Origin of the sequence: Parasulfitobacter algicola, assembly GCF_013315265.1 — a bacterium.
GTDB lineage: Bacteria > Pseudomonadota > Alphaproteobacteria > Rhodobacterales > Rhodobacteraceae > Parasulfitobacter > Parasulfitobacter algicola.
Genome location: NZ_JABUFE010000007.1, coordinates 123,832 through 141,010 on the forward strand (window position 1 = coordinate 123,832; position 17,179 = coordinate 141,010).

17 protein-coding genes and 1 tRNA gene are annotated in these 17,179 nt (G+C 52.4%); 10 read left to right on the plus strand and 8 right to left on the minus strand.

Annotation, left to right across the window (positions count from 1 at the left end; all coding sequences use genetic code 11):
- Nucleotides 1–25 precede the first annotated feature (25 nt).
- Nucleotides 26–643, minus strand: a complete 618-nt coding sequence (locus HRQ87_RS12705; RefSeq protein ID WP_174138814.1) for a YceI family protein — start codon at nucleotides 641–643, stop codon at nucleotides 26–28.
- A 220-nt stretch (nucleotides 644–863) separates the two neighbouring features.
- Between HRQ87_RS12705 and ilvN the strand changes: the two genes are divergently transcribed.
- A complete protein-coding gene (gene ilvN, locus HRQ87_RS12710) occupies nucleotides 864–1,427 on the plus strand; it encodes an acetolactate synthase small subunit (protein ID WP_174138815.1) in 564 nt (187 codons plus the stop codon).
- Nucleotides 1,428–1,551: 124 nt separating this feature from the next.
- Here ilvN and HRQ87_RS12715 read toward each other — a convergent pair whose 3' ends face one another.
- A complete protein-coding gene (locus HRQ87_RS12715) occupies nucleotides 1,552–1,794 on the minus strand; it encodes an EF-hand domain-containing protein (RefSeq protein ID WP_174138816.1) in 243 nt (80 codons plus the stop codon).
- A gap of 260 nt (nucleotides 1,795–2,054) precedes the next feature.
- On the opposite strand from HRQ87_RS12715, the gene HRQ87_RS12720 reads away from it, so the two are divergent.
- Complete coding sequence (locus HRQ87_RS12720; RefSeq protein WP_174138817.1) at nucleotides 2,055–2,564, plus strand: RNA polymerase sigma factor; 510 nt, start codon at nucleotides 2,055–2,057, stop codon at nucleotides 2,562–2,564.
- Between the two features lie 285 nt (nucleotides 2,565–2,849).
- Here HRQ87_RS12720 and HRQ87_RS12725 read toward each other — a convergent pair whose 3' ends face one another.
- Together HRQ87_RS12725 and HRQ87_RS12730 are read right to left on the minus strand one after the other, a co-directional pair.
- On the minus strand, nucleotides 2,850–3,416 hold the full coding sequence (locus tag HRQ87_RS12725; protein WP_174138818.1) for an ImmA/IrrE family metallo-endopeptidase: 567 nt from the start codon (nucleotides 3,414–3,416) through the stop codon (nucleotides 2,850–2,852).
- Complete coding sequence (locus tag HRQ87_RS12730) at nucleotides 3,407–7,096, minus strand: vitamin B12-dependent ribonucleotide reductase (protein ID WP_174138819.1); 3,690 nt, start codon at nucleotides 7,094–7,096, stop codon at nucleotides 3,407–3,409. The genes HRQ87_RS12725 and HRQ87_RS12730 overlap by 10 nt, the downstream gene beginning before the upstream one ends.
- Before the next feature lie 534 nt (nucleotides 7,097–7,630).
- Here HRQ87_RS12730 and HRQ87_RS12735 point away from each other — a divergent pair.
- Nucleotides 7,631–8,083: a hypothetical protein gene (locus HRQ87_RS12735; RefSeq protein WP_174138820.1), complete on the plus strand. Its 453-nt coding sequence runs from the start codon at nucleotides 7,631–7,633 to the stop codon at nucleotides 8,081–8,083.
- Between the two features lie 123 nt (nucleotides 8,084–8,206).
- The gene (locus HRQ87_RS12740) at nucleotides 8,207–8,551 is read left to right on the plus strand and encodes a 5-carboxymethyl-2-hydroxymuconate Delta-isomerase (RefSeq protein ID WP_174138821.1); all 345 of its coding nucleotides are present in this window, start codon (nucleotides 8,207–8,209) and stop codon (nucleotides 8,549–8,551) included.
- Nucleotides 8,552–8,662: 111 nt separating this feature from the next.
- Here HRQ87_RS12740 and HRQ87_RS12745 read toward each other — a convergent pair.
- The 4 genes from HRQ87_RS12745 to pdxH all read right to left on the minus strand — a co-directional run bounded on the left by HRQ87_RS12745 (nucleotide 8,663) and on the right by pdxH (nucleotide 10,497).
- Nucleotides 8,663–8,739, minus strand: a tRNA-Pro gene (locus tag HRQ87_RS12745).
- Between the two features lie 43 nt (nucleotides 8,740–8,782).
- Nucleotides 8,783–9,241 carry a DUF192 domain-containing protein gene (locus HRQ87_RS12750; protein ID WP_343035268.1) on the minus strand — a complete coding sequence of 153 codons (459 nt, stop codon included), beginning with the start codon at nucleotides 9,239–9,241 and terminating at the stop codon, nucleotides 8,783–8,785.
- A complete protein-coding gene (locus HRQ87_RS12755; protein WP_174138822.1) occupies nucleotides 9,238–9,774 on the minus strand; it encodes a cold-shock protein in 537 nt (178 codons plus the stop codon). The genes HRQ87_RS12750 and HRQ87_RS12755 overlap by 4 nt, the downstream gene beginning before the upstream one ends.
- Nucleotides 9,775–9,894: 120 nt before the next feature.
- On the minus strand, nucleotides 9,895–10,497 hold the full coding sequence (gene pdxH, locus HRQ87_RS12760) for a pyridoxamine 5'-phosphate oxidase (protein ID WP_174138823.1): 603 nt from the start codon (nucleotides 10,495–10,497) through the stop codon (nucleotides 9,895–9,897).
- Nucleotides 10,498–10,644: 147 nt separating this feature from the next.
- Here pdxH and fabI point away from each other — a divergent pair, with 147 nt between their 5' ends.
- From fabI to trpE, 6 genes are read left to right on the plus strand one after another with little or no spacing between them, the layout of a single operon-like run.
- Nucleotides 10,645–11,451: an enoyl-ACP reductase FabI gene (gene fabI, locus HRQ87_RS12765; RefSeq protein WP_174138824.1), complete on the plus strand. Its 807-nt coding sequence runs from the start codon at nucleotides 10,645–10,647 to the stop codon at nucleotides 11,449–11,451.
- A complete protein-coding gene (locus tag HRQ87_RS12770; RefSeq protein WP_174138825.1) occupies nucleotides 11,448–12,062 on the plus strand; it encodes a LysE family translocator in 615 nt (204 codons plus the stop codon). Before fabI ends, HRQ87_RS12770 begins: the two co-directional genes overlap by 4 nt.
- Nucleotides 12,063–12,076: 14 nt before the next feature.
- Entirely contained in the window at nucleotides 12,077–12,580 is a 504-nt protein-coding gene (gpt, locus tag HRQ87_RS12775; protein ID WP_174138826.1) for a xanthine phosphoribosyltransferase, read from the plus strand.
- Between the two features lie 3 nt (nucleotides 12,581–12,583).
- Complete coding sequence (locus tag HRQ87_RS12780; RefSeq protein ID WP_174138827.1) at nucleotides 12,584–13,768, plus strand: aminotransferase; 1,185 nt, start codon at nucleotides 12,584–12,586, stop codon at nucleotides 13,766–13,768.
- 27 nt (nucleotides 13,769–13,795) lie between these two features.
- Entirely contained in the window at nucleotides 13,796–15,643 is a 1,848-nt protein-coding gene (locus HRQ87_RS12785) for a peptidylprolyl isomerase (protein WP_174138828.1), read from the plus strand.
- A gap of 9 nt (nucleotides 15,644–15,652) precedes the next feature.
- On the plus strand, nucleotides 15,653–17,164 hold the full coding sequence (gene trpE / locus HRQ87_RS12790) for an anthranilate synthase component I (RefSeq protein WP_174138829.1): 1,512 nt from the start codon (nucleotides 15,653–15,655) through the stop codon (nucleotides 17,162–17,164).
- The last annotated feature ends 15 nt before the right edge of the window (nucleotides 17,165–17,179 follow it).

A 17,179-nucleotide genomic window follows, 5' to 3' on the forward strand; every position in this document is an offset into this window, starting at 1 on the left:
GTCCGGGACTTCTTGTTTGGGCTGATCAAGAGGATTGCTGCAGAAACTCAACCTCAATCAGCAGTTCGACCTCGGACCCGATGGCGGGGGTGCCGGTGGCGAAGCCGAACTCGGTCCGGTCAATCATGCCTGTGGCGGAAAACCCAACGGCCGCCACGCCTTCGCGCATCGGATGTTCTGGCAGTTGCGCGTTCATCGTCACATCCAGCGTCACAGGCCGTGTTTCACCCATCAGGGTCAGATCGCCGGTCATCGTTCCAGTTCCGTCGTCATTCATCGTCAGTTCGGTTGACGTGAACATAATTTCGGGATGTTCGCCGGTGTTGAACCATTCAGGCGCGGTGCTGAGTTTGGCGTCAAAATTCACCTCTTCCGGGTTGGGAAAACCTGTTGAGATCGACGTTGGGTCAATCATGATAGACACTGAGCTTGCCGTTGGATTTTCTGCATCCAATTCCAATGTGCCGGAAATTTTATTAAAGCGGCCTGTATAATTTGACAGTCCAAAGTGGCTGACCTTCCAATGCACGCTAGCGTGGTTTGAATCCAGATCATACGTACCTGACGGGATGACCAATTCTGTGGCGAAAGCCGCTGAAGACAAGGCAAAACTGGTAAGACACGCCGTGATTAATCTATGCATTTTGGAACTCCTCCATGACAAAGTTCGTCACATCGTGGGTATTTCAGCGACGAACAACCTGATCGCCACTTAGGTTGCATTTGATCTGCTACAAGTTCACAATTTCGTATACGCGCCGCTTCGCCATTTTGGTTGTATTTTGCGAATAAACTGCTGAAAATTCTCGCATTTCCGGTAAAATCCGGCTAACAACAAAAGCCAGCACAATATTGGAAACACGATGTCAGCTTTGAAAATCAAAAAAGGCGCCACCAGCCATTCCGCCTATAACCTGAGGCCCAATTACTCGGATACAATCGAACGGCATACTTTGGCTGCTTTGGTCGAAAACGAACCAGGCGTTCTGGCGCGTGTGATCGGGCTTTTTTCCGGGCGGGGCTATAACATTGAAAGCCTGACCGTCGCCGAAGTCGATCACGAAGGGCATCTGTCGCGGATCACGATCGTGACGACCGGGACGCCGCAAGTAATTGAACAAATCAAGGCGCAGCTTGGCCGGATTGTTCCGGTTCACGAAGTGCATGATCTAACCGTCGAAGGACCATCGGTTGAACGCGAACTGGCATTGTTCAAAGTGTCCGGTGATGGCGACAAACGTATCGAAGCGCTGCGTCTGGCTGAAATATTTCGCGCCAATGTGGTTGATAGCACTTTGAATTCATTTGTTTTTGAAATCACCGGTGCGCCGGAAAAAATCGACGCTTTTGCTGATCTAATGCGCCCACTTGGCCTATTGGAAGTGGCCCGTACGGGCGTGGCGGCTTTGGCGCGCGGATCGGAATAAATTAAACCCCCACACGCCGGGACACCGGACGCGCAGGGGCTGACCCACTTGGGGGTGGGTCTGGGGCGTCAGGGCCATTCAGGTAGCTCGGATACCGAAAAAACCTGACGCCCTGCTCGGGAGTTTAGCCGTCAGTCGCAGGCAGAAGTGCTGCGTCTTGAGCCGCCTGCATTTCTTCCATGTCAACTGCACCATCAGCATTTACGTCGATGGCTGTGAACAGCTCGTCAGTCAGTTCAGGGAAGGCTGTCTGAAGCTCTGTCATGTTATAGACACCATCACCATCGGCGTCGATTGCGGCGTCTTGCGCAAAAGCCTGAAAAGTTGCCAGGGCTGCTACGGCTACGGAAAGTGTCAAAGTTTTCATTTTAGTCGCTCCTTAAAGGTTATCGAGCGAAGGCCATTCTTGCGCCTTCACAATAGAAGAGCATCTGGCGTGCTGTTTATTCCCATGTTTTCGGAAAGCCTGCAAAATATAGCAATTCGCGCGATTCACCGCGCAAGCAATGTTCGAAATGTGCAAGTATTTGCCCAAAAACAGGGTAAAAGCCCGATGGGCAAAAAACCCCAGGCTTGTATCAATCTGCATCATAGCCACTGTGATGATACCTATTGCAGGAGAGTATCATGCTTAAGAGTACCACAGCAGAGCTATCAGAACTGGAACCAGAAATACTACGAATGGCGCGAAAATTAACCCCTACAAAAGAAATAGCTGAAGACTGTGCCCAAGATGCACTGCTTGCGGTTTGGTCGCGCTTGCAAGATGGCGCCGACATTGAACAGTTGCGGTCCTATGCATACGCCGCGTTACGCCACAGATGTCGCCGCAAGGTTCAGAAGACCGAATATCTGAACGAAGACACCCTGCCCGGCCTGCCTGCCGACACAGATGCGCGTCTGGCGGTGCAAGATGTTCTGTCCGTGATTGAGACATTACCAGCGGATCGCGCAAAGTTGTTGCAAGAGTTGATCCGGTCCGAGGCCCCCTATGGAGAGTTGGCAGAGCGGTTGAATCTACCCATAGGTACAGTCATGTCGCGCCTGTCACGGGCGCGGGCTGATCTGCGCAAGGCATTGGACTTACCCCAAAGCTCGGCCGTCACAGTGCTGTTAAAGGAAGACGCAACACATTGATCTTATAACGTACGCTGTATCCAATATCGTGCGGATACTTGGTTACCTTTGGCACGCGTATTTGGGGAACAATGAAGGTACATGCTTTGCCCAAGTGTTTGTGGGTACTGTTACATAGTTCATTCAGATAATCTGTTTGGACATAAAAATGGGGGGCATAAAGCCCCCCAGTTTCGCCGTTCAAGCTCATCGTTGTTACCGCTCGGTTATATTTCTGCCTGCGGCCTGAACGTCGTCCAAGGGCGAGCGCACCCGCCCTGTGATCAATTTACTAAATCAAGCGCATCATTTTTTACCATATCCTGTTTTGAGCTTCACTAATGCCACCTTCACTACAGCTTGGGTAACTCCAAAGTACTTAGCTAACTTGGAGATATCTCCTAAACAGATGGTATGAGCGGCTACGAGCTGACCATTTCCAAAAAGCAATGCTTCTGCAAACTCGTTAGCCTCTCGCTCTTCACTTTTATCTACGTAAAATGCAGCCTCGGAAAGATCGAAGTATTTCGCATAGGCAAGTGGGTCATCGTGTTTCTCGTGACGGAAGTAATGACCCATTTCATGAAGGACTGCGAAGCGTTGAGCTTCAATTGACAACTTCTCATTCACGACTATGCAATAGCTATTATCTGAAAATGGATCTTGTTTTAGCATTCCATTTACGCCGAAGGGTAAAGCTTGTCGCTCCACAGAAAAACCTAGTGCCTCTGCAAAATTCTTTACTGATCTTGCTCGCCCTTCAGTTCTTGGTGACAAAGTAAACTGCCTAAAAAGATGTTTAATTTTCCCATCTGCCGGAAGCAGACGCATCACTTGGCGAATATCGAATTTGAACTCTTCCCTCAGCTGCATCCACTTGTCCCGCCGCAGGTATTGCACTTCATGCAGGTGCCGTTGCGCACCAGTGTGTAGTTTCCGCAATCACCACAAGGGTCGCCTTCGTAACCTTGCATCTTGGCTTTGGCGCGGGCATCCATCTGGATCGTGCCGGTGGCCACGGCCGTCGTTGTCTGGCTGATCGTGGTCGATGTTGCGGGTACCAGCGTTTGCAAGACAGCTTCTGGGTCAATCGACGGGTCCAGCGCCACGGCGCCGGCCTGACCGCCTTGCAGCACGACCAGTTCTTGCGGAACACGTTTGCGCAAGTATCCAGTTGAACTGATTTGCTTCAGCACTTCCAATGACTTAGAGGCCGCAGTTTCACTTAGATCCGTAAAGTTGCGTTTGCCTTCTTCTTCACCGCGACCCAGATCGTCAAAGGTTTGACCATCGGGTTTGACATGCGCCAGATCGGTGCGATCCAGATAAGACACCGCCAGTTCGCGGAAGATGTAATCAAGGATTGATGTCGCATTCTTGATGCTGTCATTGCCCTGAACCATGCCAGCCGGTTCAAATTTGGTAAAGGTAAACGCCTCGACAAATTCCTCAAGCGGGACACCGTATTGCAGGCCAACCGATACTGCGATGGCGAAGTTGTTCATCATCGCGCGGAAACCGGCGCCTTCTTTGTGCATGTCGATGAAAATCTCGCCCAAGGCACCGTCTTTGTATTCGCCCGTCCGCAGATAAACTTTGTGACCGCCCACAATCGCCTTTTGTGTATAGCCCTTGCGACGCTGAGGCAGCTTTTCACGATTGCTGCGTACGATTTCTTTGACGATCACCTTTTCGATGATCTTTTCGGCCAGAACGGCGGCCTTTTCGTGCATTGTGCCTGATGCCAGAACCTCTTCTGCTTCATCATCGTCTTCGACAAGGGCTGCGGCCAGTGGTTGCGACAGTTTTGATCCGTCACGGTACAGCGCATTGGCTTTGACACCCAGGCTCCAGCTTAGCTCATAGGCTTTCTGGCAATCCTCAATCGTTGCATCGTTTTGCATGTTGATCGTCTTGGAAATCGCGCCCGAGATGAACGACTGCGCAGCGGCCATCATATAGATATGGCTGTCAACACTTAGAAAACGCTTACCTTTTTTGCCGCAAGCGTTGGCGCAATCGAAAATATTATAATGCTCTTCTTTCAGGTGCGGTGCGCCTTCCAGCGTCATGGTTCCGCAAACATGATCATTCGCAGCTTCAATATCGGCTTTGCTGAACCCAAGGTGGCGCAACAGATCAAACGTTGGATCATTCAGCTTTTCGGTCGGAATACCCAGCACATTGGTGCAGAATTCTTCACCCAACGTCCACTGATTGAACACAAACCGGATATCAAACGCGCTTGGAAGTGCGGCTTCGATCTTGTCCAATTCGTTCTGGCCAAAGCCGTGCCCCACAAGCGACGTGTGGTTAATGCCTGGCGCATTCCCAAGGCTGGCATGACCGACAGCGTGGCTAACGATTTCTTCGATATGCGCACTGCCATAGCCCAGCTTTTCCAGTGCAGCAGGAACAGACTGGTTAATGATCTTGAAATATCCGCCACCGGCCAGCTTTTTGAATTTCACCAGTGCAAAGTCAGGTTCAATCCCTGTTGTGTCGCAATCCATCACCAGACCGATAGTGCCAGTGGGTGCGATGACAGTTGATTGCGCATTGCGATAGCCGTGCTTTTCGCCCAGTTTCAGCGCCTTGTCCCAGCTGGATTTCGCAAGTGTTACCAATCGCTTATCCGGGCAATTATCGTGATCTAGGGCAACGGGCTTTACCGCAAGGTTTTCATATCCGTCGGTTTTGCCATAAGCAGCCGTACGGTGGTTGCGGATAACACGCAACATGTGATCTGCGTTTTTCTTATATCCGGGGAACGGCCCCAATTCACCTGCAATTTCAGCGGATGTGGCATAGCTGATACCGGTCATAATCGCCGTCAAAGCACCGCACAGTGCGCGACCTTCGTCACTGTCATAGCCATAGCCCATGTTCATCAGCAAACCACCGATGTTCGCATATCCTAGACCAAGTGTGCGAAAGTCATAAGATCGCTGTGCGATTTCCTTGGACGGGAATTGCGCCATCATCACGCTGACTTCCAGCGTCAGCGTCCACAGGCGTGTGGCATGCATGTAATCTTCGACCTGAAATTCGCCGTCCTTATAGAAGGTCAGCAAGTTCATCGAGGCCAGGTTGCAGGCCGTATCGTCCAGGAACATATATTCCGAACAAGGGTTTGAACCGCGGATTGCGCCATCTTCGGGGCATGTGTGCCATGCATTGACTGTATCATGGTACTGAATGCCCGGATCAGCACAGGCCCAAGCTGCATGGCCCACCTGTTCCCACAAATCACGTGCTTTAATCGTCTTGGCGACAGACCCATCACGGCGGTTTAGTAATGCCCAATCATCGTCATTCTTGACAGCTTTCAGGAAAGCATCTGTGACACGGATCGAATTGTTTGAATTCTGGCCCGACACGCTGGAATAGGCTTCGCTGTCCCAATCGGTGTTATAGGTCGGAAATTCGATGCTGGCATATCCTTGACGGGCATAATCCAAAACGCGCTTGATGTAAGTTTCGGGAATTGAAACCTTTTTAGCAGATTTCACAGCGGCTTTCAGGGCATCATTCACCTTGGGATCATAGGCGTCGGCTTCGGCGCCGTCCCATGTGCGGATCGCCTCAAACAGGCTGTTCAGCTTTTCTTCGTGCATCTTGGAACCCGCGACGATGGACGCCACTTTCTGTTCTTCGATCACTTTCCAGTTGATGAATTCTTCGATGTCGGGGTGATCGGCATCGCAGATCACCATTTTGGCCGCACGCCGTGTGGTGCCACCCGATTTGATCGCCCCCGCAGCCCGGTCGCCGATTTTCAGAAAACCCATCAGGCCGGATGATTTGCCACCGCCCGACAAAGCCTCGCCTTCGCCGCGCAGACTGGAAAAGTTCGTGCCGGTGCCTGAGCCATATTTGAACAGCCGTGCTTCGCGGACCCACAGATCCATGATGCCGCCTTCGTTAACCAGATCGTCGGCAACGGATTGGATAAAACAGGCGTGTGGCTGCGGGTGTTCATAAGACGACGTGGATTTGGTCAGTTTTCCGGTCTTATAGTCAACATAATGGTGCCCTTGGGCCGGGCCATCAATGCCGTAAGCCCAGTGCAGACCGGTGTTAAACCACTGCGGGCTGTTGGGTGCGGCGCGTTGCGTGGCCAGCATATAGCGCATTTCGTCGAAATAGGCGCGCGCATCTTTTTCAGCTGTGAAATAGCCACCCTTCCAACCCCAATAGGTCCAGGCACCGGCCAGACGATCAAACACCTGCTTGGCGGATGTTTCACCAATGATGCGTTCGTCCTTTGGCAGTTCGGCCAAAGCTTTTTCATCCGCAACAGACCGCCACAGAAATTCAGGGACATCCTTTTCCTTAACTTTCTTCAAACGGGCCGGAACACCGGCTTTGCGAAAATATTTCTGGGCAATAACGTCGGATGCCACTTGGCTCCAACTGGTTGGGACCTCAAGATCCTCCTGACGGAATACCACTGTGCCGTCGGGATTTCGGATTTCAGACACGGTCGAGGTAAACTCGAGCTCTGCGTATGCGTCTTTTCCGGATTTCGTAAACGTGCGATCAATTTTCATCTTATTGCCCTATTTATTTGCACTCGTCCCCCACCCCACGTTTGATCGCAGGCTTGGTATCGTGCCGACAGAGGTCAGAATCGCGAAACAACCCGGCAAAAGATCGAAATCTCTTGCAAACAATCAGATGGGCCAAGTGGCATGACCCGTCTTTGCGAAAGTTGTCCCTCGTGCGACCTGGCCACTATATGTTGTGGCGTACCCCGTCGGCTTGCACAAACTGGCGTATATACCCCTATCGGGTCAACGGTAAAATTTACGCTTCGGCAATTTTTTTCGGTTGACTTAACTTGTCCAGCGCCACGACTGATTCACTACAAAATCACCTAACGTCACTTGCGGTGAAACGAACCCTTGAAGGGGTCGTCATAATTTTGTTGCAAAGCAAATGAGTTACACGGAACATCGCACGTAAATCGATGTGTGTTTTTATGACATCAACCTTCTGATGATCGATAAAGTTTTAATGTCATTGCCCTTTTGGTTGCATGAAATGGGATTAAACTGTCGTAAAAATAAATAGGATCATCGTTAATGCGCATATTATGGCTGCCAATCGCGGCGTTTTTTCTTTTGACGGCCTGCGACACCCCTTCTGATACTGAAAGACCGGCCAGTAAACGTCAGATTTATTTCACAGAATTCCCATCCGACCTTTATGCAGCCGCCGAAGCCAGCTGTCGCGATAATGCTGATATGATCCGATCATCGTCCAAATCGCAGCTGATTTGCGAGGCCCATCCCCCGCCCCAAATCGCCGCGAATCTGATCGCAGCGCATCAGGGAACACTGGATGATCTGCCGCTTTATGTGATGTCGCTGAACACCAAAGAATCACCTGGCGGCTTTATCACGACACTGGATTTTCACACCCGCGTGCCCCGCGAAGACGGCAAAGCCATCCTGATCCGCACCCGCGACCCCCGCGCCAATCGCGCAATGGAACGCCTGATCCGTATGTCTGGCGGTCGGTCCGTTCCGGGCTAAAACCAGCTTTGCGGACCTTGTTGCGTTGCGGTTGCCTATGTCAAAGCTCAGGCGACAAAGATAGATTAATTTTCAACGCCGGACTAACGTCAGTCGCGGCCGATATCAAAAGACAGGAATGACATGCCACATGTTTCAGTTGAATTTTCCAAGGGCCTTGAACAAACCAACGATATTCAATCTGTTTGCAATCAATTATTTGCGACCCTTTGCGACCAAGACGCGTTTGAAGATCCCTCTGTAATCAAAATACGAGCAACCCCGATTGAGTTTTTCCGTATAGGAAGCGAACCTCAGACATTTGTTCACGCCACGCTTTTACTGATGCAAGGGCGCAGTGAATCGACCCGAACTCATTTGAATAAGGCGATATTGGACGTACTCAGCAAAGCGCTTCCCGATGTCGGCAGTATAACCGTGAAAGATGTCGAAATGACCCGTGCGACATATGCTTCGCGCGTTTTATAAGCTGTAGTTAACTTCGTGAGAGTATAATTATCAAGAAAACTCAGCATGACCGTTGTTAAGTATATAAGCCTAAAAACAACACTACCATAAGAATGAGTTCATCTTTGAAAGTGGTCGGGACGGCAAGATTCGAACTTGCGACCCCCTGTACCCAAAACAGGTGCGCTACCAGGCTGCGCTACGCCCCGACGAAGCAGTCACTTAAACCCAAGTGATCGAAATGAAAAGCCCCTAACAGGGCCAAAGTGCATTTGATTGATTTAAAATCGGATGCCGCATCACAGATCCAGCAGCGATCCCAAGGGATTTGGCCATTCCGCCGTTGATCTCAAGCACCAGACTGACGCCGGGGCCACTTGGGATGGGGGTACGATCATGCGGGATCGCATTTTCGTGGACTTTCAGAACTTGGCCATCCGGGGCCATAAAAATCATATCCAGCGGGATCAGCGTGTTTTGCATCCAGAACGCCAGTTCTTGCGGGTCTGGATACACAAACAACATGCCGGAAAACCGCGGCATCGTTTCGCGGTGCATCAAACCTTGCCCGCGCTCGGCCGCGTCATCGGCGATTTCAACCTGAAACCGCGCCTGACCCCAGTCGCCTTTGATATCGACAAAGTCGGGACTGCAGTCAGCAAATGCACCAAAAGGCAGAAAAATGAAAAAAAGCGCAAACGCGCGGTTCACTGATCGTCTTTCAACGACGCTTCCCAGGATGCAACAAAAGTTGCCATCCGACCGCGTTGCCCGTCCATCACGCGCAGGCAGACCGCCTCGCCCGGTTGCAAATCCGCAAATCCGGAACTGCGCAGAATTTCGATATGAATGAACACATCTTCATCGCGGCCGAAAACATTGGCAAAACCAAAGCCTTTTCCCTTGTCGAACCATTTGACCCGCGCGGGTTCCAATGGTGACAACTCGATGGTTTCAGTATCGATGCCCATCAAATCGGTCAGTGTTGATGCAAAATTTCCCTCAGGGGGGGCGATATCAATCACCTCAACAGCCTGAATGCCCCGTGTCGTCTTTTGCACAGTTACTGTGATGTTGGCCGAATCAGCGACTGAACTTTGTCCAAAATTACGCAATACATTTGCGTGCAACAAAATATCAGGTCCGCCATCATCAGAGACAACAAATCCAAAGCCTTTTGTTGGATCAAACCATTTAACGTGGCCGGTCACGGTTTCGTGAGTATCTGTATCTTCGTTTGTCATTATTATAAGTCCGAGGGCTGTCCGAGCGACGACCCATTAACATGTGTACTACCTATGTCTATGTGCTCGGCCTTAATTGCAAGTGTATGATTTTTATTGACCCGCTGATAATTCAAAATATCATGGGTTTAGTCTTACTGTTTCCCATTCGTGGTCAAGGCTGGGCCTTCGCCATCGGAATCGGTCGTGTAATCGAAATTCACCATCAGCCCAAAATTCAACTTCAAGTGGTTTTATTCGGAATCCCCCCCAAAACGGCGGACGCTTGGGATTCGTGCCATGCTGAGCTGTTATTTTTGCAACTTCCGCGATCAAAGTGGCGCGGGATGAAAGTGGGCGGGACTGTTTTGACGCCCATGCGCCCAATCTACTTTTAAGCGAACGTGATGCAAAATAGTCATCAGCCTGCGGTCCATTTTCTTTTTCAACAAGACCGCGCACACGCACCTGACGACGCAATGATTTCCAGTGCATCACAAAAGCCGCCTTTCCAGATTGATCAATTTCAGCGGCTTTTTGGCTTTCATAATTGGTGTAAAAAACGAATCCGTCATCTTCTATATCTTTAAGTAAAACCATGCGCACATTGGGCAATCCATCCGCATCCACAGTGGAAAGTGCGATCGCATTGGGGTCGTTTGGTTCTGTCTTTTCTGCTTCTGCCATCCAGGTACGAACAATGTCAAAAGGACTGTTACCAGTGAATATTCCAGTTTTCTCCATTCACACCTTCTCCGGGTCACGCAAGGTAAGCCGCTAGTCGACATACACAAAATTTGCAAGCAGAAGACCTGTTCAGGCCATCTTGCCGCATCCTTAGCAATGGCCTAAACCACGTAATCAATATGCAGATGGGCAGGGATGGTAAAGATGTCAACAAAACTAATGGCAGGAAAACGCGGCCTTATAATGGGGCTGGCCAATGACAAGTCAATTGCGTGGGGGATTGCAAAGGCATGTGCCGAGGCGGGAGCGGAACTGGCTTTCTCGTATCAAGGCGATGCTTTGAAAAAGCGGGTTGATCCGCTGGCGGCACAGGTTGGGTCCGATTTGGTCATCCCCTGCGATGTGGGCGATGAAGCATCGATGGATGCACTGTTCGACACGCTTAAGGAAAAGTGGGGCACATTGGATTTCATCGTCCACGCCATCGGATTTTCTGACAAAAACGAACTGCGTGGGCGATATGTTGACACAACTCGTGGCAATTTCCAGATGTCGATGGATATCTCGGTCTATTCGTTCACAGCCGTCGTGCAGCGCGCGGAAAAGATGATGAACGAAGGTGGCAGTTGTCTGACACTGACATATTACGGCGCTGAAAAGGTCATGCCGCACTATAATGTCATGGGTGTGGCCAAGGCCGCCCTTGAAGCCAGCGTACGATACCTGGCCGAAGATCTGGGCAAAGATGGCATTCGTGTTAACGCCATCAGCGCCGGTCCGATCAAGACGCTTGCCGCCAGCGGCATCGGTGATTTTCGCTATATTATGAAATGGAACGAATATAACGCACCGCTGCGCCGCACGGTTAGCATCGATGATGTCGGTAAATCGGCCTTGTATCTGCTGTCCGATCTTGGATCGGGCACGACAGGCGAAATTCTGCATGTGGATGCAGGCTATCATGTGGTCGGTATGAAGGCCGTTGACGCACCGGATATGCAAAAAGAATGACTTGGGCTATTCTTGGATCAATCGCACTAATCCATCTGGCGGCAGCCATCAGCCCAGGGCCATCCTTTGTGGTGTCGGTCAAAACTGCCGCCGCCGAAGGGTTTCGTGTCGCAGCAGCCTTGGCCGTTGGCTTTGGTCTTGGTGCGTTGATCTGGGCGCTCGCCGCGCTTTTGGGTTTGGCTGTCTTGTTCAAAGTCATGCCGCAACTTCTGATGGCGCTGAAAATCATCGGCGGTATTTTTCTGTGTTTTATCGCCTTCATGATGTGGCGGCATGCCAATGATCCGATCGACGTTATCGAAAACGATGCCCCGCCGCGCACAATGCTATCGGCCGTCCGGCTTGGCCTTGTCACGCAGCTGGCCAATCCAAAGCCAGCCGTTTTCTTTGGGGCTGTATTCATCGGTTTGGTGCCCGAAGGCAGTTCACTGGCATCGCTTTCACTGATCTTGGCGATTATCTTCATCAACGAAACGTTATGGTATGTGATTGTTGCGAAGACATTTTCGACTCATACCGCCAGAAATGCCTATACAAAGTTCAAAGCCTGGGTGGATCGCGCCTTTGGCGGACTTATCGCGCTTTTCGGCCTGAAAATCGCACTTGGTTAACGAAAGGGCCAGTCATGTCGGATCTTCTGCCACACGAAAAAGGGTTCCACGTCAGTTGGGATCAGCTTCACCGCGACAGCCGCGCCTTGGCCTGGCGGCTTGATGGGCATGGCCCCGATGATGGCGCATGGCGCGCAGTGGTCGCGATCACTCGTGGCGGCATGGCCCCTGCGATGATCGTCAGCCGTGAATTGGACATTCGCACCGTCGATACGATCAGCGTGCGCAGTTACAGCCATCAGGATCGATCCGAGGCGAAAATCCTGAAAGCCCCCGACACAGACCTGATGGGCGATGGCACCGGTATTCTGGTCGTTGACGATCTGGTCGACAGCGGCAAGACACTGGAACTTGTCAGATCACTGTATCCAAACGCCCATTTCGCGACGGTTTACGCAAAACCCCAGGGCCGTCCGATGGTCGATACCTTTATCACCGAGGTCAGCCAAGACACCTGGATTTTCTTTCCCTGGGATATGGCGCTGCAATACGTCGAACCTTATCGCGGTACAGATTAAACGATGGTGTCCAGCACGCAGATGACATTCGCGCCCCCGGTCATGGCGGCGCGCCAGTGGTTGGATGGCGTCACTTTTCCCGCCGACCGCCCCCTATTGAACGTCAGTCAAGCCGCGCCTGTCGATCCGCCCCCTGCCCCCATGCTGGCCGCGATGGCCGATATGATTGCGGATCCGGACACCCATCTTTACGGACCCGTTCTGGGCCTGCCTGAATTGCGCGCGCAGGTCGCGCAGCATTGGACCCGCAGCTATGGTGGCGCTGTTTCAGACGATCAGGTTGCCATAACATCGGGCTGCAATCAGGCTTTTGCCGCAACGATTGCCGCCATCGCGCAAGCCGGTGATGCCGTGATGTTGCCGACGCCGTGGTACTTTAACCATAAAATGTGGCTGGATATGGCGGGCGTTCAGGCCCTGCCCTTGCCCACCGGCCCTGATCTTTTGCCCGACCCGGAACAGGCCGCACAGCTGATTACGGATCGGACCCGCGCCATCGCGCTGGTCACGCCCAATAATCCCGGCGGGGTCGAATACCCAACCGATCTGATCCGCGCCTTTTACAATCTGGCGCAATCGCGCGGTCTGAAGTTAATCATCGATGAAACCTATCGCGACTTTCACAGCCATATCGGCCCGTCCCATGATTTGTTCACGGATCCCGACTGGCCCCAAACACTGATCCAGCTTTACAGCTTTTCCAAAGCCTATCGTCTGACCGGGCACCGCGTGGGCGCCATGGTGACATCTACGAACCTGTTGGCCGAGGCTGAAAAATTCCTGGACACTGTCACCATCTGCCCCAACCAACTGGGTCAAAAGGCTGCCCTTTGGGGGATGCAAAATCTGTCGCAATGGCTGGCCGGTGAACGCGCTGAAATCTTGAACCGTCGCGCAGCTATCACAGACCATTTCCCGATGTTAGACCAGCATGGCTGGCAGCTTTTGGGTTGTGGCGCCTATTTCGCCTATGTGCGCCATCCATTTGATATGCCGTCCGATCAACTGGCCCGACATCTGGTCCGCGACGCATCTATTCTGCTGTTGCCTGGTACCATGTTTCAACCAGATGGCAATCTGGATGGCAAACGCCAACTGCGCATTGCTTTTGCGAATATCGACCGCGATCAGATCAAGATGCTTTTTGAACGTCTGGCAGACCTTGCCCCGCCTGCGCCACTGTCATAAGACACAAAAAGTGCAAAAGGGGACATCATGTTCAAAAGTAAAACCTCTAAGTTTTTCATCTGGATCATCGTGCTGTTGCTGTTCGTCGGCCTGGCCGGATTTTCCGTCGGCGGGTTCGGTACGTCATTTGGTACAATCGCGACCGTCGGCAACAAAAAGGTCTATGGCGACACTTATGCCCGCGAGTTGAACAATGAAATCCGCGCCTTTGCACGTCAGAATGGCCGCCCCATTCCCTTTCCCGAAGCGCAAGATCAAGGCATTCCCCTGCGTGTTCAGCAACGCCTGATCGCCATCCGCGCATTGGACAATGAAGCCAGCAATCTTGGTATTTCCGTGGGCGACGATCTGGTACGTCAACAAATCCTGGGATTACGTGAGTTCAATGATCAAAATGGTGATTTCGACCGCGAGGCTTATCGCCAATCACTACGCCAAAACGGTCAGCGCGAATCTGAATTTGAATTGGAAGTTCGTGAAAATGCCACCCGTGATCTGATCCGCGTGGCCATAGCCAGCGGCGCGAAACCTGCAGATACCTATGTTGATACCTTTTATAACTTTCTGGCCGAACGGCGCAATTTCACGTGGGTTTCCCTGACTGCGGCGGACCTGGAAACGGCGGTTGGTGTGCCATCTGCGGATCAATTGCAGACCTATTATGACGAAAACCCGGCCCCTTTCACTTTGCCCGAAACCAAACGCATCACCTATGCATGGCTAACACCCGACATGCTGCGCGATCAGATCGACATCAACGAAGATGATTTGCGCAAAATCTATAATGACAACATAGACGATTATGTGATCCCCGAACGTCGTCTGGTTGAACGTCTGGTGTTTGGTACACAGGCAGAAGCCGATGCCGCCAAGGCACGTCTGGACGCGGGCGAAATCACATTTCCCGATCTGGTGGCTGAACGTGAACTGACACTAGCCGCCATCGATCTTGGCGATCAGTCGCAAGAAAGTCTGGGCGAAGCCGGAGACGCCGTGTTTGGCATCGAAAATCCAGGCGGCGTTGTTGGCCCCTTGCCGTCGCCACTGGGACCTGCGCTTTACCGGATGAATGCTATTCTGTCAGCACAGGAAACCACCTTTGAAGAGGTGCGCGAACAGCTTGAAAGCGAACTGGCCGTCGATGACGCCCGAGGCATTATCGAAGATCAGATCAACCCGCTTGAGGATCGTCTGGCCAGTGGTGCGACCCTTGAAACATTGGCAGAAGACAGCGACCTGCAGGTTGGTACGATCGACTGGTATCCTGGCGTCACGGGTGACATCGCGAATTATATCTCATTCCGCATCGCCGCTGCCGGGCTTACAGACAGCGATTTCCCCGAATTTCAGCAACTGGAAGACGGTGGTATCTTTGCAATGCGGCTGGACGAGGTCATCGCGCCCCGCGTTCAACCGCTGGAAGATGTGCGTGCTGCGGCCATTCAAAGCTGGCAGGCTGCAGAAACCATGTCACAGCTTGAAGCACTGGCGGCCAATGTCGTTGAACAGATGCAAAACGGCGAAGACATCGCAGCGCTTGGCCTGACCGAACGTGTGGAACAGGACATTACCCGCGAACAGTCTTTGCCCGAGGCACCTGTGACTTTGATTACAGAGGTTTTTCAGGACATGGCCCAAGGCGATGTGCGCAGCGTCACAGGTGCTGAAACCGTGGCCGTCGTGCGTCTGGATGATATTTTGCCGCCCGATCATGACAACCCAGAAATCGCAGGCATTCGCGGGGCAATCATCAATGCGGCCGAACAAAGTCTGGCCGAAGATCTGTTACTGGCCTATATCATTCGCGTTCAGCAAGATGCGTCCCCAACGATCAATCAGGCTGCGGTCAACACGATCCACGCAAACTTTCAATAGGTCCGTCAGGTGACATTAACCCCCGCATTTTCCGTGTTCGAAACCGCGTATAATGCGGGGAAAAATCAGCTGGTCTACAGCAGATTGGCCGCGGATCTGGACACACCTGTATCATTGATGATGAAACTGGCAGGCGCCGCCAAGGACAGCTTCATTCTGGAAAGCGTCACCGGCGGCGAAGTGCGCGGGCGTTATTCGATCATCGGAATGAAGCCCGATATCATCTGGCAATGTCACGGCACCCAAAGCCGCATCAACCGGCAGGCGCGTTATGATGCGGATGCATTTCAGAATCAGGACGGCGATCCGCTGCAGACCCTGCGCGATCTGATTGAAGAAAGCCGCGTGGACATGCCCGGTGACCTGCCCGCCGCTGCTGCGGGGCTTTTTGGATATCTAGGCTATGACATGATCCGACTGGTCGAACACCTGCCCGATGTGAACCCCGATGTAATGGGGCTGCCCGACGCTGTCATGATGCGCCCGTCGGTCATCGCGGTGCTGGATGGCGTCAAGGGAGAGGTGATCCTGGTTTCGCCCGCATGGGTGTCATCGGGCTTGTCTGCCCGGGCGGCCTATGCCCAAGCGGCGGAACGTGTATCAGACGCGCTGCGCGATCTGGAACGGGCCCTGCCTAGTGCATCGCGCGAGATGGGCGATGGGGAAGCCGCCGCAGAACCGGTGTCAAATTTCACCAAAGACGGCTATAAGGCGGCGATTGAAAAAGCCAAAGACTATATCAAGGCTGGTGATATTTTTCAGGTCGTGCCCGCACAACGGTGGACCCAGGATTTTAACGCACCGCCCTTTGCGCTTTACCGGTCCTTGCGGCGCACCAACCCGTCGCCTTTCATGTTTTTCTTCAATTTCGGTGGCTTTCAAGTGATCGGCGCCAGCCCGGAAATTCTGGTGCGTGTGTTCGGAAACGAAGTTACAATCCGCCCGATTGCAGGCACCCGAAGGCGTGGCAAAACCCCCGATGAAGACAATGCGCTTGAGGCAGATTTACTGGCCGACCAGAAAGAGCTGGCCGAACATCTGATGCTGCTGGATCTGGGCCGCAACGATACAGCCCGTGTGTCTAAGATCGGTACTGTTCGACCGACCGAAAAATTCATTGTCGAACGCTATAGCCATGTCATGCATATCGTGTCGAACGTGGTCGGCGAACTGGCCGATGATCAGGACGCGCTGTCAGCTTTGCTGGCGGGATTGCCGGCAGGTACGGTATCAGGCGCCCCAAAGGTACGGGCCATGCAGATCATCGATGAGCTTGAGCCTGAAAAGCGTGGTGTTTACGGTGGTGGATGTGGCTATTTCGCGGCCAACGGCGATATGGATATGTGCATCGCACTGCGCACGGCTGTGCTGAAAGACAGCAAACTGTATATTCAGGCAGGCGGCGGTGTCGTCTATGATAGCGACCCCGAAGCGGAATGGCAGGAAACCATGGATAAATCCCAAGCCATTCGCAAAGCTGCACAAGATGCCCTGAAATTCACCCACGGTTCGGGGAATTAGTTCCGCCGCTCATCA

Excerpts from the sequence above, each read along its gene's own strand:
- pdxH (WP_174138823.1), bottom strand. The coding sequence starts at position 10,497 with ATGGAGAAAACTGGAATATTCACTGGTAACAGTCCTTTTGACATTGTT.
- HRQ87_RS12755 (WP_174138822.1), bottom strand. The coding sequence starts at position 9,774 with ATGACAAACGAAGATACAGATACTCACGAAACCGTGACCGGCCACGTT.
- HRQ87_RS12785 (WP_174138828.1), top strand. The coding sequence starts at position 13,796 with ATGTTCAAAAGTAAAACCTCTAAGTTTTTCATCTGGATCATCGTGCTG.
- HRQ87_RS12730 (WP_174138819.1), bottom strand. The coding sequence starts at position 7,096 with ATGAAAATTGATCGCACGTTTACGAAATCCGGAAAAGACGCATACGCA.
- HRQ87_RS12740 (WP_174138821.1), top strand. The coding sequence starts at position 8,207 with ATGCCACATGTTTCAGTTGAATTTTCCAAGGGCCTTGAACAAACCAAC.
- HRQ87_RS12780 (WP_174138827.1), top strand. The coding sequence starts at position 12,584 with ATGGTGTCCAGCACGCAGATGACATTCGCGCCCCCGGTCATGGCGGCG.
- gpt (WP_174138826.1), top strand. The coding sequence starts at position 12,077 with ATGTCGGATCTTCTGCCACACGAAAAAGGGTTCCACGTCAGTTGGGAT.
- fabI (WP_174138824.1), top strand. The coding sequence starts at position 10,645 with ATGTCAACAAAACTAATGGCAGGAAAACGCGGCCTTATAATGGGGCTG.
- HRQ87_RS12770 (WP_174138825.1), top strand. The coding sequence starts at position 11,448 with ATGACTTGGGCTATTCTTGGATCAATCGCACTAATCCATCTGGCGGCA.
- HRQ87_RS12735 (WP_174138820.1), top strand. The coding sequence starts at position 7,631 with ATGCGCATATTATGGCTGCCAATCGCGGCGTTTTTTCTTTTGACGGCC.
- ilvN (WP_174138815.1), top strand. The coding sequence starts at position 864 with ATGTCAGCTTTGAAAATCAAAAAAGGCGCCACCAGCCATTCCGCCTAT.
- HRQ87_RS12705 (WP_174138814.1), bottom strand. The coding sequence starts at position 643 with ATGCATAGATTAATCACGGCGTGTCTTACCAGTTTTGCCTTGTCTTCA.
- HRQ87_RS12720 (WP_174138817.1), top strand. The coding sequence starts at position 2,055 with ATGCTTAAGAGTACCACAGCAGAGCTATCAGAACTGGAACCAGAAATA.
- HRQ87_RS12725 (WP_174138818.1), bottom strand. The coding sequence starts at position 3,416 with ATGCAGCTGAGGGAAGAGTTCAAATTCGATATTCGCCAAGTGATGCGT.
- HRQ87_RS12715 (WP_174138816.1), bottom strand. The coding sequence starts at position 1,794 with ATGAAAACTTTGACACTTTCCGTAGCCGTAGCAGCCCTGGCAACTTTT.